Below are 21,383 nucleotides of genomic sequence, written 5' to 3' on the forward strand. Positions count from 1 at the left end.
CGTTGCTGTTTGAAAATCGAATCGGGGGAAGATGTGAAGCGTGATCGCGCAACACACTCAATGGTCGTCCCCGCGCAGGCGGGGACCCATAATCACCGAACGCGGTGATAGAAAAGGAAAGAGTTGTCCCGGTATCGCAACAAGGCCGATGACTCAGGGAGTATGGGTCCCCGCCTGCGCGGGGACGACCACGGAGAGATCACGGAGACGACGGAGAAAGATCAGCCCTCGACCTCGTCGGTCCAGACCTTGAAGCTGACCAGCGTGTTCGGCCCGAAGGTCTGCGTGATCGGAACGTCGGACGCGTCGCGGCCCTGCGCGATCAGCACGCGGCCGATCCGCGGCACGTTGTTGCGCGGATCGAACATGTGCCAGTGGCCGCCGATATAGGCCTCGAACCAGCCGGCGAAATCCCCCACCCACGGCTTCGGCGTGCCGATGTCGCTGAGATAGCCGGTGCAATATCGCGCCGGAATATTCATGCAGCGGCAGAACGTGACGGCAAGATGAGCGTAGTCGCGGCAGACGCCCTTCCCTTCCTTATAGACTTCATAGGCCGTCATCGTCGCCCGCGCATGCTCGTAGCCGAACCTGATGTGGTTGTGGACGAAATCGCAGATCGCCTGCACGCGCGCCCAGCCGGGCGGCGTAGCCTCGAACAGCTTCCATGCAATGTCCGACAGGCGGTCCGTCTCGCAATACCGGCTGCCGAGCAGATAGAGCAGCGTCTCCGCCGGCAGATCCTCTACCGCGTGCTGGATCGCCGAAGGAACGGCCACATCCGGCAGGCCGCTGTCGCGGACCATGCCGTCGGCGGCAAGGCGCATCCGACCCGGCGGCGCGACGATCCGGCTGCACCAGTTGCCGAAGATATCGCGATAGGGAAAAATCGGCACCGAGGGACTGGTGGTCAGGAAATCCGGCGTGATGACGTCCGACGCGCGGGTGAAGTGCGTGCCCAGCACCATGATCATGGGCGTGGCCTGCGGAAAATCGTAGATCATCTCGTAGCCGACGCGAATTGTGATTCCAGTCACGTGTTTCCAATCATGTGTGAGATTATTGTCCGGCGGCAATACCGGGCCTTGATCGATGCAGCTATTTGAGTGCGATCGCCGGTTCTTGCAGCGAGCTGATCGGAATGTTGACGTCGCAGACGAGGCCGGACGGCTCAAACATCAAGCGCGCCTCACCTTGAAGCTGGCCTGGCAAGGCCTGCTCGATGAAGCGGCTGCCAAAACTTTTTTCCTTCGGCTCGACGACAGTCGGCCCGCCGCTTTCGCGCCATTCCAGCTTGAATCGCCCGGCTTCAACATCAACCGCCCAGACGATCGAGACGCGCCCGTCCGGCACGGACAGCGCGCCATATTTGAGCGCATTGGTGCTCAGCTCATGAATCACCATCGACAGCGCCACCGCCGGACCGGACGAAATCGCGATATTGTCGCCGGTAATGGTGAATTGCTTGAGGCCTTCGGTCTGGAACGCCAGGATCGCATTCTCGATCAGCGAGCGGCACCCCGCCCCCGTCCAGCTTTCGCGGATCAGGAGATCGTGCGAGACGCCGAGCGCCGCCAGACGGCTGGCGATGGTCTTCGCGGCTGCTTCGATGCTCGGCGCGCCGCGCAGGCTTTGCGAGGCGATGGCGGACGCAATCGCCAGCATGTTCTTCACCCGGTGATGGAGTTCACCGATCAGAACGGCCTGCAACTTCGCAGCCACATCATGGGCGTGAGCTTCGGCTCCTGCCTGAATCAGCAATTGCCGAAGCTGGTCGTTTTCGCTCTCGACGTCACGTAACGGCGCGAGATGTCGCACAGTCCTCATGAATCATCCCTGTATTGCGACCGCTCTTCACGATTTACGCTTTGCGATCGGCGGAGGCGGCGGATTGAGTTCGGCGATCTTGAGAAGGGCTTCCTCGTGGGTGGCGTGGGGGCCGGTGACGAAGGTCCCGCTCATCTTGGTGGTGTACCATCCCGACACGACGCCAAGCCGCAGCGATTCCTCCGGCTTGACGTGGCGTGACGACAGTTCCTTGGTTGTCATATCGAGCATTGGATAATCCTCCCGTTCCCGCCGAACGTCCGGATGAAGTTTCAGTATCAATCGTTCGCGGAAAACAATCGAATGTCGGACAAAAAATTCAGCTCTCGCTGTCGAGCCGGGCGAAGTCCTTGAGGACCGACGCCACCAGATCGCGGTGGTGCGTGTCCTGCGCACCCAGCGTCGCGTAATAGAGATTCAGAATGTAACGTGCCTTTGCGGCCGCCTCTGGCCAGGATACCGCGGGTTCATCGAGCAGATGCCTCTCGATTTCGTTTTGCCGGTCGCGCAAACCGGCGGCATGAGCCTCGGCCTCGGCAAGAATCCGCCGCAAGCCGGTCGCCTTTTGCGCAGCCATGCCGCGCCGGGTATCGAGTTCGACCGGTTCGTCAGACATTTGACCCCACCGCATCGCGCTGCTGCGCGTCAGCCAGATCCACCGAGCTGATCGCAAGCATTTCCATCGCATGGTGGTGCGGAGGCGCGCCGGGTACCGTGATCATGGTGGCGATCCGCCGGAAGCAGGGAAACGAGAGGCCCTCGATCATTTCCTCGTCGGTCACAACCTCGTAGGAACCCGCGGCCAGCAGGCGATCAATACCCTTGATCCGCGCCGGATGCAGAAACGTGACCGTTTCGCGCCGCGAACGGGTCGTCATAAGGCCGCGCTGAAAAAAAGCATGCGCCACTGTGCGCCTTTAATGGCGAAATAGCCAACGTTCGTTGCGTCGCGAAGATCGATTTCCGGACACTTAAATCGTGTTCTGGAACCCGTTTCTTCTGGCAGTTCCACGAGGAATGCTCGCCCTGCCCGCTATCCGTCGACGTGCTTGAGGATCGTCTTCAGCAGCCCCGGAAACCGCGCGTTGAGATCCGCCTCGCGCACCGTGTTCTGGTGTTCGACGCCCTTCTTGGTGGTCCGGATCAGCCCGGCCTCGCGCAGCACGCGAAAATGGTTCGACAGCGTCGATTTGGCCATGTCCGGGCACGGCGCCGCAGCAGCACAGTTCATGACTTCCTTTTGGCCGATCAGTCCCTGGACGATTTTCAGCCGGTTCGGATCGGCCAGCGCCGAAAGCACGCCGGAAAGCGTGATGTCCTCTGTCGCAGGGTGAACGAACCGGGTCATGAAAATTAATATAGGGCCGCCCTTGACGTCGTTCAATAGTTCATTATTTCCGAACTATTGAAATATCGAACAACGAAAGTCAGGGACTTCAGTCATGAGCAATACTCTTCAAGGTAAAGTCGCGCTGGTCACCGGCGCATCCAAGGGCATCGGCGCCGAAATCGCGCTTCAGCTCGCGGCACAGGGCGCAAGCGTCGCCGTCAACTATGCATCGAGCAAGGCGGGCGCGGATAGCGTGGTCGCCAGCATCAAGGCCAAGGGCGGCAAGGCGGTGGCCGTTCACGGCAACCTGGCCGATCCGAAGGACGTAGCATCCACCGTCGCAGAAACCGTCAAGGCGCTCGGGCCGATCGACATTCTGGTCAACAATGCCGGCGTCTACGAGTTCTCCCCGCTCGACAGCATCACGCCGGAGCATTTCCACAAGCAGTTCGACCTGAACGTGCTCGGCCTGCTACTGGTCTCGCAGGAAGCGGCGCGCAACTTCAGCGCCAGCGGCGGCAGCATCATCAACATCTCGTCTGGCGTCTCGACCATCACGCCGCCGAACTCGGCGGTCTACACCGCGACCAAGGCCTCGGTCGACGCGATCACGGCCGTGTTGTCGAAGGAGCTGGCGCCGCGCAAGATCCGCGTCAATGCCGTTAATCCCGGCATGATCGTGACCGAGGGCGTCAAGGCCGCTGGATTCGCCGAAGGCGATATGCGCACCTGGATCGAATCCGTCACGCCGATGGGACGCGTCGGAAAGGTTGAAGAGATCGCCTCGGTCGTCGCCTTCCTTGCTTCCGAAGGCTCGTCCTATGTCACCGGCGAAACGCTGCACGTGACGGGCGGTTTCCGCTAAAGACGGCACAAACGCAGAAGGGCCCGCATTCGCGAGCCCTTCTGTGTGGTCCGGCAGATGCTACTGGCAGACGATACGCGCGCCGGTCTGATCGCGGACGATGCTGCCGGGATGGCAAACGAAGCCGGTGCGCGAAATGAAATCGTTGCGCCCGACATAGCCGCCTTCCTGGCCGTCATTGTAGGACAGGCCGTAGCCATAAGGCGCCGGCGTCAGATCGGGCGCGCCGCGCCGGACAAAATCCTGCGCCAGCACGGGGGTTGCAATCAGCGCCGACAAGACTGCGGTGGCGGCGAGAAGTGTGGTCTTCCTCATGGTGAGCTCCTGTTTGAGGTTACGCTCGGCAGGAAGCTCCGCAAATGTGGCGGCCATTTTGCAAGGTGTGCAGGCTCAAATCAAACGCGTGTGACGCCTCGCTGAGCCGTGATCGACAAGCGGGCGCGCAGCAATTTGTTTGAGCGTAATACGTTGCTTCGAACGGCAGCGATCAATCGTCGTCGTCATGCCCTTCAGGGGGCGACGGCGGCGGCGCACGATCACGCAGCGCATGTTCACGAACAGGGGGCGTCTGGGTGACGGGCGGTGGCGGCGGATTGAACACCACGCGGCACGGCGGACTGAGCTTCGGCCCCGCGTTTCGCAGGCAGGCTTCGACCTTGTCAGCATCGGGAATGAACTGCCCGCACAGCCGAAACGCGTCGGGCGTGCAGGCTTCGCGCTGCTGCTCGGTGCCCTGCCCCGCCAGCGCCGATGCTTGAACGGACATCACGACGATCCAGCCGGCCAACGCTTTTGAGGTCATGGTCCTTGTGATCATGCTCGTCTCCCGGGAATGCTCCGACGGAAACTCGCAGCCTCGGATATGCGTTCCCGCCGCGCTTCTCACATCGCGCTGAAAATTTATGCGGGATGCTTAAAAGATGGCGAAAGCACGCCGCTAATGCGGCCCGCCCAATTCCGGGGGCAGCACGCGATCGAGGACCTCGCTCTTGGCGCCGTCCAGCACATCGACCTGATAGTTCTCCAACGGGACACCGCTGCGCTTGCGCGCCAGCACTGTGAGCTTCTCGGCGCGCGCGAAGGAGGCACGATAGGCGGGGCTCGCTCCTTCCGGACCAATCAGAAGTGCCCTGCCCCTGAGCAGGTCCGCATGCGGTTCGTTCATGAAGGTCCAGCGGTAGCGTTGCTGAAACTGCGCCACGCAGGTGCCCTTGGGCAGATAGAACATCAGCCACGACGTCGTGCCGTAGTCGGCAGCAAGCACGCAGCTTGCGTTCTGCGCGACGCGGATGGCCTCAATCTCCTGCGCGAGTTGCGGCCAGCCGACGCCGACGCTGCGCACGGTCGCGTCGCGGCGGAAGCCGGTAAACAGCCCGGTGTTGGTTTGCACGATCAGCACGACGAACAGCAGGACACTGATTGGCAGGGCCCAGTTTCGCGACGCGGTGACAAGACTTTGCGTGCGAACGCTCCAGTGCGCATCCCAAGCCGCAAAGGCGGCCGCGATAGCGAAGGCAGGATACAGCGGCCCGAGCCAATTGGCCTCGACGCGGCTGTGCAGCGAATGCCAAACGAAATACAGAAAGAGCATCCAGATGCTGATATTGATCAGCGCCGCAGCCGTCGCATTCGCGGCCCGCCTCCGCGCCAGCGCGTAGAGGCCGAGCACCCCGAGAATAAAGACGGAAGGCGTGGCGAAGGCGAACTGCGTCGGCAGCATCTCGCCGAGATACTTCAGCGTCAATTCCTCAACACGCGCGCGGCCGAGTTGCTTGATGAACGACACCCATTGATGATCCGCATTCCAGAGGATCACCGGCGAGAACACCGCGAACGCAACGATGCCGCCGAGATACGGCCAAGGCGACGCGAGCCAGCGGCGCTGCTCTTTCACCAGGAGGAGCCAGAGCAGAATCTCAGCGCCGAAAAACAGCGCGGTGTACTTCGACAGCAACCCACAGCCGACGGCAACGCCGACCCCGAGCCACCATGCGCCCCGACCCGTCTCCATCACCTTGGCAAGGAAATAGAGAACAAATGCCGATGCCACCATCAATGGCGCATCGGGTGTCACGATGGTTGTACCGACCGACGCCATCAGCGTCGCGTTCAGCAGGATCGCCGACATTGCCGCGATGCGGGTGTCGTCGAACAAGATACGCGCTGCGCGATAGACCGCCCAGCTCATCGGCAGCGCCAGCAGGATCGACACCAGCCGCACGCCAAACGCAGTGTCGCCCGCGATCATGGTGCCGAGGCGGATCACCACCGCCACCATCGGCGGATGATCGTAGTAGCCGCCTGTGAGATGTTTCGACCAGGTCCAGTAATAGGCCTCGTCGAAGGTCAGCGGCGTGAACGCCGCCGCAACAAGGCGAAGCAGCACCAGTGCGGCCACGGTGATCGCCGCGCCGCGCGCCAGTTTGACCTCGGCCGAGATCATTTCGCGCGCCAGACAAACAGGCTGGAGATGCCGTAATTCCAGACCACGCCCATCAGCGCGCCAGCCGCACCGGCCAGCCACCAAATCGGCTCCTGGTCGAAGACAGTCGCCGCAACGCCAACATTGGCAAGCAGGCCCACGCTGCACACCAGATAAAACATCAGGAGGCCGCGCACGAGCGCAAAGCCCTTCAGGCGCTGGTCGCGATAAGTCAGACGGTTGTTGAGAAGAAAGTTTCCGGTCATCGCGACGAAGGCAGCGATACCTTGCGATTCCGCGAACGGCACCTTGAATGCAAGCGCCGTATAAAGGGTGACGAGATGCACGCCGAGGCCAATGCCGCCGACCAGCGCGAACAGCAGGAAGCGCAACGACACCAGATCGTTGGTCAGCTTCGCCAGCACCAGACCGAGGAAATCCAGCACCACCAGCGAATCCAGTTTGCTTTCGCCGTGCAGCCGCGCGCCGAAGGAATACGGCACCTCGACGATGCGGAGCTTGCCGCCTGCCGTCGCCACGATGTCGAGCAGGATCTTGAAGCCCTGCACCGAGAGCGACGGCGCAAGCTGCTCGAAGCGATCGCGGCGAAGCATGAAAAAGCCGCTCATCGGATCGGCGATCTCGATATGCAGCAGCTTCTTTGCGATGTTCGTGGCAATCACACTGCCACCAAGCCGCGCGCTGCCGAAGCTGCCGGTGTCGCCACCGCTGACGTAGCGACTGCCGACGACAAGTTCAGCCTGGTCGGATTGCAGCAGCGCAAGCATCTTGGGGAGTTGCGTTTCGTCGTGCTGCAAGTCCGCATCCATCACCGCGACGTAGGGCGCACTGGAAGCCAGTATCCCCTCGATACAGGCTCCGGAAAGTCCGCGCCGTCCGACGCGGCGAATGCAGCGCACCCGCGGATCACTCTGGGCCAGTTGCCGTGCGACCTCCCAGGTTCCGTCCGGAGAATTGTCATCGACAAAGATGACTTCCCACGCGATGCCGGACAGCGCTGCGTCCAGCTTCGCAAAAAGCCGGGGGACGTTATCGCGCTCTTTGAAAGTCGGCACCACTACGCATAATTGACGCGCGGGCGCCGTCTCGGGTGAGATGGCCTCAGTCATGGGGCCAGCGTATATCCGGGGGAACGCGGGATGCCAAGACGCCCTCCCGCAGCGGGATTTCGATACAATAATGCCGGCAAACCGGGTGACGTTCGGGGGGCCAAAATGCCAACGACCACGGAGGGAAACCGATGAGAGAATCAGGCAGCGCGTACATCCGGCGCGCATAACCTCTCACGGTGTCTTCTCGTGGTCGTCCCGGCGACGGAGCGGGGCTGCAACATCGCCGATAGAAGCTAGATAGGTACGGGACCACAGGTCCGCAAGGGGCCCTAGGGGAAACGAAAATGGCGAAGAAATCGGGTCAAATCCATATCGGCATCGGCGGCTGGACCTTCGCGCCGTGGCGCGGGGTGTTCTACCCCGAGAAGCTGACGCAGGCGAAGGAACTGTCCTACGCCGCGTCCAAGCTGACCTCGATCGAGATCAACGGCACCTATTACGGCTCGCAGAAACCCGAGAGCTTTCGCAAATGGGCCAGCGAAGTGCCCGACGGCTTCGTATTCTCGGTCAAGGGGCCGCGCTTTGCCACCAACCGCCGCGTGCTGGCGGAGGCCGGCGATTCCATCCAGCGATTCTATGATTCCGGCGTCACCGAGATGGGCGACCGGCTGGGTCCGGTGCTCTGGCAATTCGCACCAACCAAGAAATTCGACGAGGCCGACTTCGGCGCCTTTCTCGAACTGCTGCCGCGCAAGTTCGACGGCCTCGCCCTACGGCACGTGGTCGAGGTGCGCAACGACAGCTTTTGCACGCCGGCATTTATCGCCCTGCTGCGAAAATTCGAGGTGGCCGTGGTCTATGCCGACCACGCGAAGTACCCGGCCATTGCCGACGTCACCACCGATTTCGTCTATGTGCGGCTCCAGACCGGCAAGGACACCGTCAAGACCGCCTACCCGCCCAAGGAGCTGGATGCATGGGCCAAACGGCTGATGCTGTGGGCGCAGGGCGGCGAGCCGGACGACCTCGCCCGCTCCGACAAGACGCTTGCAAAGAAACAGCCGCGCGACGTATTCGCCTATGTGATCCACGAAGGCAAAATCCGCGCGCCAGCAGGCGCGATGGAATTGATCGAACGGGTGAAATGACGCGATAATCGCCCCGCCCCATCGAACGCCGGGAGATCGCATGGCCAAAGCCAGGAAGCTTTTCACCATCGGTTACGAGCAGACGCCAGCCAAAGCGGTACTCGACGAATTGCAGCGCGCCGGTGTGAAGCTCCTGGTCGACGTGCGGGCCATCGCTTCATCGCGCCGTCCAGGCTTTTCCAAGACCCAACTCGCCGCCGGTCTGGATGAGCGCGGCATCGGTTATGTCCATCTTCGCGGGCTCGGCGCGCCGAAGGACGGCCGCGAGGCCGCGCGCCGCGGTGACATGAAAGCGCTGTCGAAAATCTATCACGCCCACCTCAAGACCGCGCAGGCGAAGGCTGAGATGGACGAACTGGACGCATTGGTCATGAAAGCCGGGCCGGTCTGCATCCTGTGTTACGAGCGCGATCACAACGCTTGTCATCGCAAATTCGTCGCTGAGGTCATCGAGGATCGCGAAGGAGTTAAGATCGAGAACCTCGTCGCTCCGCAGTTCTGACCTGCCGGAGCCAGTGAATATCTTTTGTCGTAGTCATCGAACGTTCTCGTCCCGTTCGCTAGACGATCTCCCTCCTCGACGCTCTAATCGTCCCGCGTATTTTACTTAAGTTATTTCTTTGGGGCTTGGGGGCTCCATGCGTTGCGTGGGTTGGGTGCGCGCGTTCTGCGTTACCGCCGCTGTTGTGATTTGCGGCGGCTGCCCCTCTTTTGCCGATCCCGCTGTGAGCGGCATTGCTATTGATGCACCTGCCGAGAGCCGCTTGAGCGGCGGCGTCACTCCAGAAAAATTCCTTTATTTCAGCGGCTTCGACCTCTGGCGTAGCGGCGGCTCATTCTATGGCGGCATGCAATGGGCGCCGCGTGGACTGAACGAAGACGGCTTCACCCTCAAGCTGCTGCTGGCGGAAGGCACCTATCGCTACCTTGCGGGCACGACCAACATCCGCGGCACCGGCCTGCTGGCCTCAATCATGCCGGGCTGGCGGATCAAGCACGGCAAATTCGAAGCCAAGATATTCGCCGGCCTCGATCTGCAGAACCACCGGACCTCACCGGACGATCCCGGCAACAGCCTGCGCGGCAATCATGCCGGTCTGCGGGTCGGCGCCGATCTGTGGTGGGAGCCGACGTCGTCAATCATGGTGGCAGCGTCGATCTCAGGCTCGACCATCGGCACGACTTTCGGCCTGCGCGGCGCCGCCGGATGGCGTGTCATGGATCGCTTCTGGACCGGCCCCGAGATCGAAACCTCAGGCGACGAGATCTACCGCCAATATCGGATTGGCGCACATCTGACGTCATTCCGGACGGCCGCCTTCGAATGGACGTTGGGTGCGGGCTATGTTGAGGACAACAGCCATCGCTCCGGAATTTACGGACGGGTCAGCCTCCTCACCCGCCGATAGTGCAAACACCCTCACCCCAGACGCCAAACCGTCATCGGTTGTTCGTAACCCCTGATCGCGACACTGCCGAGCAGAACGGCAGCCGGTTCGGCTACTCGGCCGCCAAGATATAAAACGTTCAGACCACGACAGCGAGGATCGACGTGGTGACGATCAAGGCCTTGATGCGAATTAGTTCGGTCTTCAACACCTCCTGCGTCAACGCGCGCCGGAGGTCCGCTAAAACTGATGCCTGATCTTCTTTTTCAACCTGACTTTCCGCCCCGCGCATTCCTCGCCCCGCCCCACAACATCCGCCATTCCACGCGGAACAGGATACAGGATTGCGCGTTGTGCTCAATCCAGCGTTCGCCGGAATCGCGTGATCGCGATCGTCATCGCCACCAGCATCAGCACGAAGAGCGCGATGGCGTCGTATTGCAGGTTTTGCAGCGTGGCTCCTTTCAGCATGATGGCGCGCACGATGCGGATGTAATGGGTCAGCGGCAGGGCCTCGCCGATCCACTGCGCCCAGACCGGCATCCCGGCGAAGGGAAACATGAAGCCCGACAGCAGGATGTTCGGCAGAAAAAACATCATCGTCATCTGCATCGCCTGAAGCTGGTTCTGCGCGATGGTGGAGAACGTATAGCCGATCGACAGGTTGGCCCCGATGAACAGCGTGGAGAGCAGCGCCAGCATCGCAAGATTGCCGAGGATCGGCACCTTGAACAGAAAGTGCCCGATACCGATGATGATCGAAGCCTGAAGGAAACCGACAAGGATGTAAGGGATGATCTTGCCGAGCATGACTTCGATCGGCGTGATCGGCATTGCCAGCAGGTTTTCCATCGTGCCGCGCTCGATCTCACGCGTGACCGACAGCGCGGTGAAGATCAGCATCGTCATGGTCAAAATGGTCCCGACCAGACCCGGCACGATATTCAAGCGGGATTCTGCCGCGGGATTGTAACGCGCATGCGCGCGGATCTCGAACGGCATCGACGGCGGATCGCCGACGAACAAATCATGCTGAAGCGCCGTCTGCATCACCTGACCAAGCGCGCCCAGGGCCGACCCCGCGGCGACCGGATCGGTGGCATCCGCCGCTACCAGCAGCGCGGGTTTCTCGCCGCGCCTAACCCCGCGTTCGAAACCGCGCGGAATTTCGACACCGAACAGAACCTTGCCCGACTCCAGCAGGGCGTCGAACTCAGCCACGGTGTGAACTTCGCGGGTAAAGCGGAAATATGCCGTATTCTGGAGCGCCTTGAGGATCGAGCGTCCTAGATCGCTGTCCTCCTGCAACAACACGGCCGTCGGCAAATGACGCGGCGTGGTGTTGATGGCAAAGCCGAACAGCAAAAGCTGCATGATCGGCAGCATCACGATCATCGCGAACGATACCCGATCGCGACGCAACTGAAGGAATTCCTTGACCAGCATCGCATAGGTACGCTGCCAGAAACCTGAAAAACCGCCGTTTATGGGCGTGGCGTCGCTCACTGGAAATTATCCTTTGAGCGGCCCATCAACTCGATGAAGACGTCTTCGAGCGACGGTTCGGATTTATGCCAGACCACACCGTCGGCAGACCTGTACGGGGCAATTGCTGCTTCGAGCGCGGCTTCGTCCCGCCCGGAAACATGCAGGCTGTTGCCGAACGGCGCGACCATGTCGATGCCGGGCTTGTCGGTCAGCTCCGTTGTCAGCTTGTTGAGGTCCCCGCCGGTCACCGTGTAGGTCGTCAGCGCGGATTTGGCGATGACGTCTTCGACGGTGCCGTGCGCCAGCAAGTTGCCGTAAGCGATATAGGCGATCTCGTGGCAGCGTTCCGCCTCGTCCATGTAATGCGTCGAGACCAGCACGGTCAGCCCGTCGGCAGCGAGCGCATGGATCTCGTTCCAGAATTCGCGCCGCGCCTTGGGATCGACGCCGGCGGTCGGCTCGTCGAGCAGCAGCAGTTGCGGACTCGGCAGCGTGCAGGCGCCCAGCGCAAGGCGCTGCTTCCAGCCGCCGGACAGTTCGCCAGCGAGTTGCTCCTCGCGTCCGGAAAGACCGATACGCTTGATCATCTCGCGCGCAGCGCCACGCGGATCGCGCACGCCGTAAAGCCGCGCCACGAATTCCAGATTCTCACGCACCGACAGATCCTGATAGAGACTGAAGCGCTGGGTCATATAGCCGACCAGACGCTTGATCTTGTCGGCATCGCGCCGGATGTCGTAGCCGAGGCACCGGCCCTCGCCGCTGTCGGGCGTCAACAGGCCGCACAACATGCGGATTGTCGTGGTCTTGCCGGACCCGTTGGGTCCGAGAAAGCCGTAGATCGTGCCGCGCTTCACCTGCATCGACAGGTCATGCACCACTTCCCGGCCGTTGAACGATTTCGACAGGCCGCGGACTTCGATGGCGATGTCGGATGGGGCGGTGGCGCTGCTCACGGTGCCGTACCGCCTGTATAGATACTGACGGGCTGCCCGACACGCAGGCTGTTGGGCTTGTTCGGCCGCGCCTGGATCAGATAGACCAGCTTCGATCGTTCATCGAGGCTGTAAATCACCGGCGGCGTATATTCGGCCATAGTGGCTATGAAGTAGATTTTTGCCGTGAGATCACTGGTGCAGCCGTCGCAGGTGACGCGCACGTCCTCGCCCACCTTGAGCTTCGGCAATTCCGGCTCCGCCACGAAGAAACGCACTTTCATGTTTCCGGGCGGCAGAATGGAGATGACGGGCCGCTGTGCGGGAACGGTTTCGCCTTCACGAAAATAGATCTGCTGGATCGTCCCGGCGATGGGCGCGTTCATGCGGCGGCGCGCCAGCTTCGTCTGTGAGGTGTGCACCCGCGCTTCGGCGACCCGGAGATTGGCCAGCGCGGAATCAAAATTGGCCTGCGTCCCGGAGCCGGTCTTGCTCAGCGATGCGGCGCGATCATAAGCTTGCTGCGCGTTCGCCAGCGTCGCATTGCTCTGGTTCAGATCGGCCTGTTGCAGATCGTCATCCACAGCGTAAAGCGGCGCGCCCACCTCGACATGATCGCCCTCGCGGACGTTGAGCTTGACGACGCGTCCCTGCTCGTCGGGACTGACGAAGATCAGATCGGCCTCGATCCACCCCTGATAACCGGGATTTTTCGAGTTTCCGCATCCGGCAAGTGCGGCAAGCACCGCAGCCAGAGCGAGTACCCGCATCACGTTTCGCGACGCAATCATGCCGCCTTCCCTTCATCAAAAACCAGACCGAGATGAACACGCAGCATTGCGGCGGCATCGAGCGGCGCGTGCTTGCCGAACAGGCCATGCCAGATCACCGCCACAACGAGCGGCGAGAACAGCAACTGTGGAAATTCCGCCAAACCCGGATTGCGGATTTCGCCGCGCGCGATGCCGTATTCGATCAGCTTCCGCATTCCAGCGATGCCTTGCGCCACCACCTCGCGATAGTAGAACTCCGCCAGCGATGGAAAACGCGTGCCTTCGGAAATGATCAAACGCAGAATATCGCCGCGCTTCGTTCCGACGACCTCCCGCGCGAACGTCGCTATCAGCGCTTCCATCGCCGATCGGGCCGATCCCATTTCCGGCCCGATCGGCGGATTCGCGATCAGCGCTGCGAGTGGACCCAAGGCGGTGCGCACCAGATCCTGAAACAGCGCTTCCTTGTCCTTGAAGTGCAGATAGATCGTGCCCTTGGCGACACCTGCCCGCTTCGCCACATCTTCGAGACGCGTCGCCGCGAAACCCTTGGCCGTGAATTCATCGAGACCGGCCGCGATAATCGCGGCGCGCCGCTCGGTTGCACCGGCGAGACGTTTGGATGGACGCCGGGTCGCGCCACGCCCGGTGCGCGCCCGCGCTTTGGAAGCGCGGTCGGACTTCTCGTTTGAAGGGCGATTATCGACCAGCGATATTTTCCGCATGATACTTTATGACTGACCAGTCAGTCATTTTCAATGACATACATCAAAGCGCGTAAAATCGACCAAACTTACTGATTTATATGAAGAATATCTCTGGTAGCCTAACCGAAGGAGGGTCGGCGCCAGCCTCAGCCCCTTGCGTCGCAGGCCCAGGCGCGGATGACGCATTCCTTGCCACCGAACGCGTAGCACTTCTTCATCGCCTCGTTCAGCGCGCTGGAAATGCGGGGCGCAACCGCGTAGCCGTGCGCGCCACACGGCTTGGTCATGTCGAGCGAGAGCGCCACACAGGCGCGCTTCATGGTGACCGCGCTGCAATCCCCCTTGCACTGCTTGAGGGCGGCGCTGCGCGCGCCCTGCTCGGCGGGATAATCAAAAGCCTGTCCGTATGCGCCGCATTTGCCGATCGCAAGCGCACCGGCCGCGATGGCCGGCGTGGCGACAAGATGAACGGGAAAAGATGAAATGAAAGCAAAGACCAAAAGCGTGCGAACGCGCACGACGGCACTGTCGAGCAAAATCCCCTCCCCAGAGGCTAACCGGCGATGATCCTAAACAGCAGGGCGTTTCAACTTGGTGAACAGGTAGACAGCACGAACAGACCGGCGGCGTCAGGAGCCGCTGGCGCCGATCCGCAAACCGTCCCTGCGCGCATCGGTCAGCATTTCCGGCGTGTCGATGTCGAGAAAGGCGCTTTTGCCTTCGACTTCCACTTCCGTCACCGCCTCCATGTGCCGCGCGATCAGATGCCGCGCACCGACGTCGCCATCGAGCACCATTAGCTCCGGGAAGAAGCGGCGCGACCACAATACCGGATTACCGCGTCGGCCTTCCGCAACGGGCACTACGATCAGCGATCCTCGATCCGGGGCAAACGCCTCGACCAGACGGTCGATCAGCTTGGCATCGATCAGTGGCATGTCGCCAAGGCAGACCACCGCGCCATCTGCATTCTCCGGAACGGTTGCGATACCCGCCTTTACCGATGTCGCGAGCCCCTGAGCAAAATCCGGGTTGCGCGCGAACTCGACATTGAGTCCCTTCAGTGCAGTTTCAATCTCGCCCGCCTGATGGCCCGTCACGACGATCACCGGCGACGCCTTTGAGGCCAGCACCTGCTCGGCGACGATCCGCACCAGCTTCTTGCCGTTGAGTTCGGCGAGCAACTTGTTTGGCCCGCCCATTCGCGTCGAGCGGCCCGCGGCAAGAATAACCGCCGCGACGTTCTTGTTTCCGTCCGTGCCGACGGGCACACGCGGTTGCGGTCGCGTCACGATTTCCATCAGCAGGCCGCCGACACCCATGCCTGTGACATCCGCACGCGTTACCGGGAGGCCTGCGAGCAAGCGCATCAGGATCCAGTCGAAGCCGTTTTCCTTCGGTGAGCGCGCACAGCCCGGTGCGCCCAGCACAGGCCGGCCATTCACCTTGCCGATCAGCATGAGATTGCCCGGATCGACCGGCATACCGAAATGCTCGACCGCGCCGCCGATCTGCTCGATGGCGGCCGGGATCACATCGCGCCGGTCGGCGATGGCGGACGCACCGAACACCAGCACCAGTTCCGCGCCCAGCGCGATCAATTCATCGATCGCTGGCGCAAGTGCGGCCTCATCGTGGGGCACACGCCGTTCGGCGATGATCCGCGCGCCGGTCGGCGCGAGACGCTCGTCCGTCACACGCAAGGTCTTTTCGATCACTTTCGGTGCAAGACCGGGCAGCAGCGTGGAAACAACGCCGACCCGCTTGATCTTGAACGGCGCCACCCGCATTCGTGCCGCTCCGACGGCGGCCACTGCCGCATCGCGCAGCTTCGCTTCGACGCCGAACGGAATGATCTTCACCGTCGCAACCATCTCGCCCGCAACCACCGCCTTGAAGGCCGGCAGGGTTGCAAAGGTCACGGCTTCATCGATACGATTGATCCGATCGACGGAATCGCGGTCCACCATCAACACGCCGGCTTCCGATGCGAACAGATTGGCGCGCCCGGTAAACGCACGCTCCACATGGACGCCATCGCCTGCCACCGCCGCGGCGATGCTGGCCGCCGCTTCGTCCTCGGAAACGTCGTCCTTGTCGAGGCGGGCGACCACTATTTCCTTGACGCCCGCCTGCTTCAGCGCCGCCACCTCGGCAAACCCCACGACGGTACCCTTCTTGAGCACAAGCAAACCCTGCCGGATGGCGTGCACGGTCACGCCGCCGAGAGCATCGTCAGGTGTGACGGGACCGAATTTCATGCGGCTGACTTTGTCTTGAGCGGGGCATCGGCGGGCAGCCGAAGCCTTGCCGTAATCTCAGCCATGATAGCAACCGCGATCTCCGATGGCGAGACCGCACCGATATTCAGACCGATGGGAGCATGGATGCGGGCCAGTGCCGCCTCGCTCGCGCCTTGGGCCTTGAGCCGGTCCAGCCGCTTGGCATGGGTCTTCCGCGAACCGAGCGCGCCGATATAGAAGCAATCGCGCGACAACGCGTGCAGCAGCGCCGGATCGTCGATCTTGGGATCGTGGGTCAACGCGACGAACGCCGTATAGCGATCGACATGAAGCGGCGGCAGCGCCACGTCCGGCCAGTCCGCGAACAGCGGCACGTCGGGAAATCGCTCAGGCGAGGCAAAGGCCGTGCGCGGATCGACCACGAACACGTCATAGTCCAGCGACTGCGCCAGCGGCGCCAGCGCCTGGCTGATATGGACCGCGCCGATGATGACGAGGCGCGCGGTCGGGGCATAGACATTCAGGAACAGCTTCTTGCCGTCCGCTTCGATCATCCCGCTTTTGCCCATGCGCAGGTGCTTGTCGAGTTCGGCATGCAGAGGATCACTGGCGATGTCGGCAGCCTTGATCAGGCGCTGGTCGCCGCTCACGACATCGGTGACGACGATCACAGCGCGGCGCGCGGCGCGCTCGGCGTTCAGTTCGGTCAGCGTGTTGTGTTTCAAGAGTTGCCCACCTTCTCCACGAAAACGCGGATGGTGCCGCCGCATGACAGCCCGACGTTCCATGCGGTCTCATCCGCAACGCCGAATTCCAGCATCTTCGGGGTGCCGCTGGCGATCACATCGAGCGCCTCGGTGACCACAGCGCCTTCGACGCAGCCGCCGGAGACAGACCCCAGAAACGTGCCATCGTCGTTGATGACGAGGCTCGAACCTGCCGGGCGCGGCGCCGACCCCCAAGTCTCGACCACCGTCGCCAACGCCACGCCGTGACCGGACTTCATCCAGTTTTCGGCGGCTTTCAAAATATCTTCGTCGCGGTTGAGCATGGCTTTTACCTCAGGCTGCGGAGCGGGCGTCGATACGGCGGGGCCGCGGGTCGGATGACAGCGCGGCGATCAGCCCTTCCATCGACTTCAAGTTATGTACCGGACGGAATTCATCAACATGGGGCAACATCATTTTGATGCCCTGCGCCTTGGCCTCGAAGCCCTCAAACCGCAGCAACGGATTGAGCCAGATCAGGCGGCGGCAGGAGCGATGCAGCCGGTCCATTTCGAATTCCAGCCGGGAATCGGCCTCGCGCTCCAACCCGTCGGAAATTAACAGAACGATGGCACCCTGCCCGAGCACGCGCCGGCCCCACTGGTTGTTGAAGTTATGCAGCGAGGTCGCGATCCGCGTGCCGCCCGCCCAGTCCTCGACGCTGCTTGAGCATGCTGCCAGCGCCTCGTCGGGATCGCGCGCGCGCAGCGCCCGCGTCACGTTCGTAAGCCGCGTGCCGAACAGGAACACCGAGACGCGCTTGCGGGCATCAGTGATGGCGTGGAGGAATTGCAGGAACAGCCTTGTGTAGTCAGCCATGGAGCCGGAAATATCGAGCAGCGCCACGATCGGGGCCGGCTTGTCGATACGGCCGAGCCGATGGAATTTCACAATCTCCCCACCGGTGCGGAGGCTGCCGCGCAATGTCCGACGCAGGTCGAGCCGGGTGCCCCGCGCATCGGGCGCAAAACGCCGCGTGCGCAATTCGGCCTGCGGCAGCTTCATCTGCGCAATGGCGCGCGTCACTTCGGCAATCTCTGCAGCGCTCATCTGCGCAAAGTCCTTGCGCTGAAGAACCTCGCGATCGGAGACCGAGAGCTGCACGTTCTTTTCCTCGATCTCCGGCGCATCGATATTGCGGCTCTGAGCGAAGGCTTCCTGCACGCGACGCGATGCCGGCGGCGGAGGCTTCTGCGCCTCGGGCGGCAGCGGCACCGAATCCAGCATATGGTCCGTGCCCTCGGCGCGGCGGAAGAACAGATCGAAGGCCTGCGCGAACACCAGCGCATGTTCGCGGCGCTTGACGAAAATCGATTCCAGCGTGGTGAACAGATCGGCGCGGTTGCCGATATCGATCAGCCGCATCGCCTTCAGCGCATCGATCACCGCGCCCGGCCCGATCGGCAGTCCGGCCACACGCAGAGCGCGTGCAAAACCGATGACATTATCGGCGATCAATCCGGTCGTTGGGGCCCCGATGTCGTTCGCCATCCTGTCACTTGCCATGACGTGTCCCGGATTGCATTCAGACCGCAGGATCGCTGACGGCTTCCTTGATGACCTTGTCGAGTGCCGGTCCCTGCATGCGCCCGATGTCGTCCTGATACTTCAACAGCGCGCCGAGCGTATCGCCCACCACCTGCGGCGTCAGCGAACGCGCGTCGAGTTCGGTCAAGGCCGTAGCCCAGTCGATGGTCTCGGCGACGCCCGGCACCTTGAACAGATCCTGCTCGCGCAGCGCCTGCACGAATCCAACCACCTGTTGCGACAGCTTCGCGCTGATGTTCGGCACCCGCGACTTGACGATGGCCAGTTCACGCTCGGCAGACGGATAATCCACCCAGTGATAGAGACAGCGGCGCTTCAGCGCATCGTGAATTTCGCGAGTGCGGTTCGACGTGACGATGACGATCGGCGGCTGCGGCGCCTTCACCGTGCCGAATTCCGGAATCGTCACTTGGAAGTCGCTGAGGATCTCCAGCAGATAGGCCTCGAACGCTTCGTCGGCGCGGTCGAGCTCATCGATCAGCAGCACAGGCGGCCCGACGACGTCCGGCTCCAGTGCCTGCAACAACGGGCGCTTGATCAGATACTTTTCTGCAAAAATGTCTGCCGAAAGCTGCTCGCGGTCGGTTTCGCCGCTGGCCTCCGCCAGACGAATGGCGATCATCTGTGCCGCGCTGTTCCACTCATAAACAGCGGAGGCGACGTCGAGACCTTCATAGCATTGCAGGCGGATCAGTTTACGTCCGAGGGCTGCGGCAAGAACCTTTGCGATCTCGGTCTTCCCCACCCCTGCCTCGCCTTCGAGAAACAGCGGACGGCCCATCTTGAGCGAGAGATAGACCACCGTCGCAAGCGACCGCTCAGCGAGATAGCCACGGCTGGTGAGCAAATCGAGCGTTGCATCGACCGATGCGGGAATCTTGCTCATGCGCACACCAACTCCAATTTCAGCTCTTTGCAGTCGCAGCCTCGACGGCACGGCGCGCGAGCACGCCGATCAGATGTGCGCGATATTCGGCGCTGCCGTGGATGTCGCTGTTGAGGCCGTCGGCCGGCACCGTCAGTCCGTCGAGCGACTTCGGCGAAAACCGTTTCTTCAGCGCTTCCTCGAACTCGGTGACACGGAACACGCCGTCACCACCCGCGCCGGTGACCGCGACGCGGACATCCGACGGACGGCGCGCGACGAACACGCCGACCAGCGCGTAACGCGACGCCTGATTGCGGAATTTCTGATATGCGGCTTTCTTCGGCAGCGGAAACATCACGCGCGTAATGATCTCGTCGGGCTCAAGCGCCGTGGTGAACAGGCCCTGAAAGTATTCTTCCGGCTTGAGCCGGCGCTTGTTGGTAACGATGGTCGCACCCAGCGCCAGCACCGCTGCGGGATAGTCGGCCGTCGGATCGTTGTTGGCGAGCGAACCGCCGATGGTACCCTTGTGACGAACCGCCGGATCGCCGATCAGGCCGGCGAGTTCGGCAAGCGCAGGAATGGCTTCCCCGACGATGGCGGAGTTCGCGACTTCGGCGTGGGTTGCCGTCGCACCGATCACCAGATTGCGACCCTTCATCTCGATGCCATTGAGGCCTTCGATGTGGCTGAGATCGACCAGATGCGGCGGTGCAGCGAGCCGCTGCTTCATAACCGGCACCAGCGTATGGCCGCCGGCGATCAGCTTGGCGTCCTCGTTCTTGAGGAGAAGATTGGCGGCCTGCCGCACAGTCCCGGGACGATGATATTTGAAATCGTACATAAGAGGTCCTTCGGGAGCGCGTCGTTACGCGAGATCGGATTTGGCCATCGCCTTGGCGCCGGCCGCAATCGACAGCACGATGTTCTGATAGCCCGTGCAGCGGCACAGATTGCCTTCAAGTTCTTCGCGGATCACATGGTCACTCAGGTCGTGCCCCTTGCGATGCACCAGGTCGACCGCGGTCATGATCATACCCGGCGTACAGAAGCCGCATTGCAAACCATGGTGCTCGCGGAATGCTTCCTGCATCGGATGCAGCGGAGCGCCGTCGGCGGCGAGACCTTCGATCGTCTTGACCTCGTGGCCGTCCGCCATCACCGCCAGCGTGGTGCAGGACTTCACCGCCTTGCCGTCGAGATGGACGACGCATGCGCCGCATTGCGAGGTGTCGCAACCGACATGGGTGCCGGTGAGCCGGAGGTTTTCGCGCAGGAACTGGACCAGCAGCGTCCGCGAGTCGACCTTCCCCGTCACAGGATTACCGTTCACGATCAGTGAAATCTTGGCCATCAACACTCTCTTGTTTTCGGCTGAACGCCCAGGTTCTGGCGCTCAAATTTGGCGACGCCGCAGGCACGGCGCAAACGCATTTAAAATAGTTCCAGATTGATAATATGGGCCATTCCCGCAATGAGCAACCATGCGCGGACCGGCTGCGGACAAGAAGGCTTGATTTGCAGGAGGGGCTGATATGCCGAAACGGCCTTCAGCCCGCTTTCACTGCGTCCGCGAATTTTGCAAAAAATTCATCGGCGAGCTTCTTGGCGGATCCATTGATGAGCCGCTGGCCCAGTTGCGCGAGCTTGCCGCCGATCTGGGCGTCGACATTATAACTCAGCAGCGTGCCGCCGTCCTTGTCAGCCAGCGCCACGGTTGCGCCGCCCTTGGCGAATCCGGCAACACCGCCCTCGCCCTCGCCGGAAATCTTGTAGCTGTTCGGCGGGTCGAAATCGCTCAAGGTGACCTTGCCCTTGAACCGCGCAGACACTGGGCCGACCTTCATCTTGGCGACCGCTTCGAACTGGTTCTCCCCGGCCACATTTAACTCCTCGCAGCCCGGAATGCAGGCCTTCAAGACAGCCGGGTCGTTGAGCTTCGCCCAGACCACTTCGCGGGAAGCCGGAAGCTGAACCTCGCCGGTCATTGTCATCGCCATG

At 62.0% G+C, this 21,383-nt stretch carries 28 protein-coding genes; 4 read left to right on the forward strand and 24 right to left on the reverse strand.

Annotated features, from left to right (window positions below):
• Positions 1 to 221 precede the first annotated feature (221 nt).
• From LVY71_RS15810 to LVY71_RS15835, 6 genes are all read right to left on the reverse strand, one after another.
• Entirely contained in the window at positions 222 to 1,028 is an 807-nt protein-coding gene (locus LVY71_RS15810; protein WP_235101517.1) for a transglutaminase-like domain-containing protein, read from the reverse strand.
• A 70-nt stretch (positions 1,029 to 1,098) separates the two neighbouring features.
• Positions 1,099 to 1,827: a sensor histidine kinase gene (locus tag LVY71_RS15815; protein ID WP_235100804.1), complete on the reverse strand. Its 729-nt coding sequence runs from the start codon at positions 1,825 to 1,827 to the stop codon at positions 1,099 to 1,101.
• A gap of 27 nt (positions 1,828 to 1,854) precedes the next feature.
• Positions 1,855 to 2,058, reverse strand: coding sequence for a hypothetical protein (locus LVY71_RS15820; protein WP_235100805.1), 204 nt, complete (start codon positions 2,056 to 2,058; stop codon positions 1,855 to 1,857).
• An 88-nt stretch (positions 2,059 to 2,146) separates the two neighbouring features.
• Positions 2,147 to 2,443 carry a hypothetical protein gene (locus LVY71_RS15825; protein WP_235100806.1) on the reverse strand — a complete coding sequence of 99 codons (297 nt, stop codon included), beginning with the start codon at positions 2,441 to 2,443 and terminating at the stop codon, positions 2,147 to 2,149.
• The gene (locus LVY71_RS15830; RefSeq protein WP_235100807.1) at positions 2,436 to 2,705 is read right to left on the reverse strand and encodes a hypothetical protein; all 270 of its coding nucleotides are present in this window, start codon (positions 2,703 to 2,705) and stop codon (positions 2,436 to 2,438) included. The genes LVY71_RS15825 and LVY71_RS15830 overlap by 8 nt, the downstream gene beginning before the upstream one ends.
• A gap of 155 nt (positions 2,706 to 2,860) precedes the next feature.
• Positions 2,861 to 3,175: an ArsR/SmtB family transcription factor gene (locus LVY71_RS15835; RefSeq protein ID WP_235100808.1), complete on the reverse strand. Its 315-nt coding sequence runs from the start codon at positions 3,173 to 3,175 to the stop codon at positions 2,861 to 2,863.
• Between the two features lie 94 nt (positions 3,176 to 3,269).
• Between LVY71_RS15835 and LVY71_RS15840 the strand changes: the two genes are divergently transcribed.
• Positions 3,270 to 4,022, forward strand: a complete 753-nt coding sequence (locus LVY71_RS15840; protein ID WP_235100809.1) for an SDR family NAD(P)-dependent oxidoreductase — start codon at positions 3,270 to 3,272, stop codon at positions 4,020 to 4,022.
• 60 nt (positions 4,023 to 4,082) lie between these two features.
• Here the strand turns inward: LVY71_RS15840 and LVY71_RS15845 are convergent, their stop codons facing one another.
• The 4 genes from LVY71_RS15845 to LVY71_RS15860 form a co-directional block, all read right to left on the reverse strand.
• Complete coding sequence (locus LVY71_RS15845; RefSeq protein ID WP_235100810.1) at positions 4,083 to 4,337, reverse strand: hypothetical protein; 255 nt, start codon at positions 4,335 to 4,337, stop codon at positions 4,083 to 4,085.
• Between the two features lie 172 nt (positions 4,338 to 4,509).
• Positions 4,510 to 4,839: a hypothetical protein gene (locus tag LVY71_RS15850; RefSeq protein WP_502797586.1), complete on the reverse strand. Its 330-nt coding sequence runs from the start codon at positions 4,837 to 4,839 to the stop codon at positions 4,510 to 4,512.
• Between the two features lie 120 nt (positions 4,840 to 4,959).
• On the reverse strand, positions 4,960 to 6,465 hold the full coding sequence (locus tag LVY71_RS15855; protein WP_235100811.1) for a glycosyltransferase family 39 protein: 1,506 nt from the start codon (positions 6,463 to 6,465) through the stop codon (positions 4,960 to 4,962).
• On the reverse strand, positions 6,462 to 7,574 hold the full coding sequence (locus LVY71_RS15860) for a glycosyltransferase (RefSeq protein WP_235100812.1): 1,113 nt from the start codon (positions 7,572 to 7,574) through the stop codon (positions 6,462 to 6,464). Before LVY71_RS15860 ends, LVY71_RS15855 begins: the two co-directional genes overlap by 4 nt.
• A gap of 287 nt (positions 7,575 to 7,861) precedes the next feature.
• Between LVY71_RS15860 and LVY71_RS15865 the strand changes: the two genes are divergently transcribed.
• The 3 genes from LVY71_RS15865 to bcsS all read left to right on the forward strand — a co-directional run bounded on the left by LVY71_RS15865 (position 7,862) and on the right by bcsS (position 10,074).
• Positions 7,862 to 8,665, forward strand: a complete 804-nt coding sequence (locus LVY71_RS15865; RefSeq protein WP_235100813.1) for a DUF72 domain-containing protein — start codon at positions 7,862 to 7,864, stop codon at positions 8,663 to 8,665.
• Between the two features lie 40 nt (positions 8,666 to 8,705).
• On the forward strand, positions 8,706 to 9,167 hold the full coding sequence (locus tag LVY71_RS15870; protein WP_235100814.1) for a DUF488 domain-containing protein: 462 nt from the start codon (positions 8,706 to 8,708) through the stop codon (positions 9,165 to 9,167).
• Between the two features lie 136 nt (positions 9,168 to 9,303).
• Positions 9,304 to 10,074, forward strand: coding sequence for a cellulose biosynthesis protein BcsS (bcsS, locus tag LVY71_RS15875; protein ID WP_235100815.1), 771 nt, complete (start codon positions 9,304 to 9,306; stop codon positions 10,072 to 10,074).
• Between the two features lie 118 nt (positions 10,075 to 10,192).
• Here bcsS and LVY71_RS15880 read toward each other — a convergent pair whose 3' ends face one another.
• From LVY71_RS15880 to LVY71_RS15945, 14 genes are all read right to left on the reverse strand, one after another.
• Complete coding sequence (locus tag LVY71_RS15880; protein ID WP_235100816.1) at positions 10,193 to 10,345, reverse strand: hypothetical protein; 153 nt, start codon at positions 10,343 to 10,345, stop codon at positions 10,193 to 10,195.
• Positions 10,346 to 10,410: 65 nt separating this feature from the next.
• Entirely contained in the window at positions 10,411 to 11,499 is a 1,089-nt protein-coding gene (locus tag LVY71_RS15885; protein ID WP_235101519.1) for an ABC transporter permease, read from the reverse strand.
• A 56-nt stretch (positions 11,500 to 11,555) separates the two neighbouring features.
• Positions 11,556 to 12,497: an ABC transporter ATP-binding protein gene (locus LVY71_RS15890; protein ID WP_235100817.1), complete on the reverse strand. Its 942-nt coding sequence runs from the start codon at positions 12,495 to 12,497 to the stop codon at positions 11,556 to 11,558.
• Positions 12,494 to 13,267, reverse strand: a complete 774-nt coding sequence (locus LVY71_RS15895) for an HlyD family secretion protein (RefSeq protein WP_235100818.1) — start codon at positions 13,265 to 13,267, stop codon at positions 12,494 to 12,496. The genes LVY71_RS15890 and LVY71_RS15895 overlap by 4 nt, the downstream gene beginning before the upstream one ends.
• The gene (locus tag LVY71_RS15900; RefSeq protein ID WP_235100819.1) at positions 13,264 to 13,974 is read right to left on the reverse strand and encodes a TetR/AcrR family transcriptional regulator; all 711 of its coding nucleotides are present in this window, start codon (positions 13,972 to 13,974) and stop codon (positions 13,264 to 13,266) included. Before LVY71_RS15900 ends, LVY71_RS15895 begins: the two co-directional genes overlap by 4 nt.
• A gap of 128 nt (positions 13,975 to 14,102) precedes the next feature.
• On the reverse strand, positions 14,103 to 14,456 hold the full coding sequence (locus tag LVY71_RS15905; protein WP_235101520.1) for a DUF4189 domain-containing protein: 354 nt from the start codon (positions 14,454 to 14,456) through the stop codon (positions 14,103 to 14,105).
• 129 nt (positions 14,457 to 14,585) lie between these two features.
• A complete protein-coding gene (locus LVY71_RS15910) occupies positions 14,586 to 16,217 on the reverse strand; it encodes an NTP transferase domain-containing protein (RefSeq protein ID WP_235100820.1) in 1,632 nt (543 codons plus the stop codon).
• Positions 16,214 to 16,924, reverse strand: coding sequence for an XdhC family protein (locus LVY71_RS15915; RefSeq protein WP_235100821.1), 711 nt, complete (start codon positions 16,922 to 16,924; stop codon positions 16,214 to 16,216). Before LVY71_RS15915 ends, LVY71_RS15910 begins: the two co-directional genes overlap by 4 nt.
• Positions 16,921 to 17,250, reverse strand: coding sequence for an XdhC family protein (locus LVY71_RS15920; RefSeq protein ID WP_235100822.1), 330 nt, complete (start codon positions 17,248 to 17,250; stop codon positions 16,921 to 16,923). The genes LVY71_RS15915 and LVY71_RS15920 overlap by 4 nt, the downstream gene beginning before the upstream one ends.
• Positions 17,251 to 17,260: 10 nt before the next feature.
• The gene (locus LVY71_RS15925; RefSeq protein WP_235101521.1) at positions 17,261 to 18,457 is read right to left on the reverse strand and encodes a vWA domain-containing protein; all 1,197 of its coding nucleotides are present in this window, start codon (positions 18,455 to 18,457) and stop codon (positions 17,261 to 17,263) included.
• Positions 18,458 to 18,491: 34 nt separating this feature from the next.
• A complete protein-coding gene (locus LVY71_RS15930; protein WP_235100823.1) occupies positions 18,492 to 19,400 on the reverse strand; it encodes an AAA family ATPase in 909 nt (302 codons plus the stop codon).
• 19 nt (positions 19,401 to 19,419) lie between these two features.
• Positions 19,420 to 20,226 (reverse strand): FAD binding domain-containing protein, encoded by an 807-nt coding sequence (locus LVY71_RS15935; RefSeq protein WP_235100824.1) that lies wholly within the window; start codon positions 20,224 to 20,226, stop codon positions 19,420 to 19,422.
• Positions 20,227 to 20,250: 24 nt separating this feature from the next.
• A complete protein-coding gene (locus tag LVY71_RS15940) occupies positions 20,251 to 20,736 on the reverse strand; it encodes a (2Fe-2S)-binding protein (protein ID WP_235100825.1) in 486 nt (161 codons plus the stop codon).
• A gap of 196 nt (positions 20,737 to 20,932) precedes the next feature.
• Positions 20,933 to 21,382: an SRPBCC family protein gene (locus LVY71_RS15945; protein WP_235100826.1), complete on the reverse strand. Its 450-nt coding sequence runs from the start codon at positions 21,380 to 21,382 to the stop codon at positions 20,933 to 20,935.
• Position 21,383: the final 1 nt, after the last annotated feature.

It is taken from the genome of Bradyrhizobium sp. G127 (assembly GCF_021502575.1).
Lineage (GTDB): Bacteria > Pseudomonadota > Alphaproteobacteria > Rhizobiales > Xanthobacteraceae > Afipia.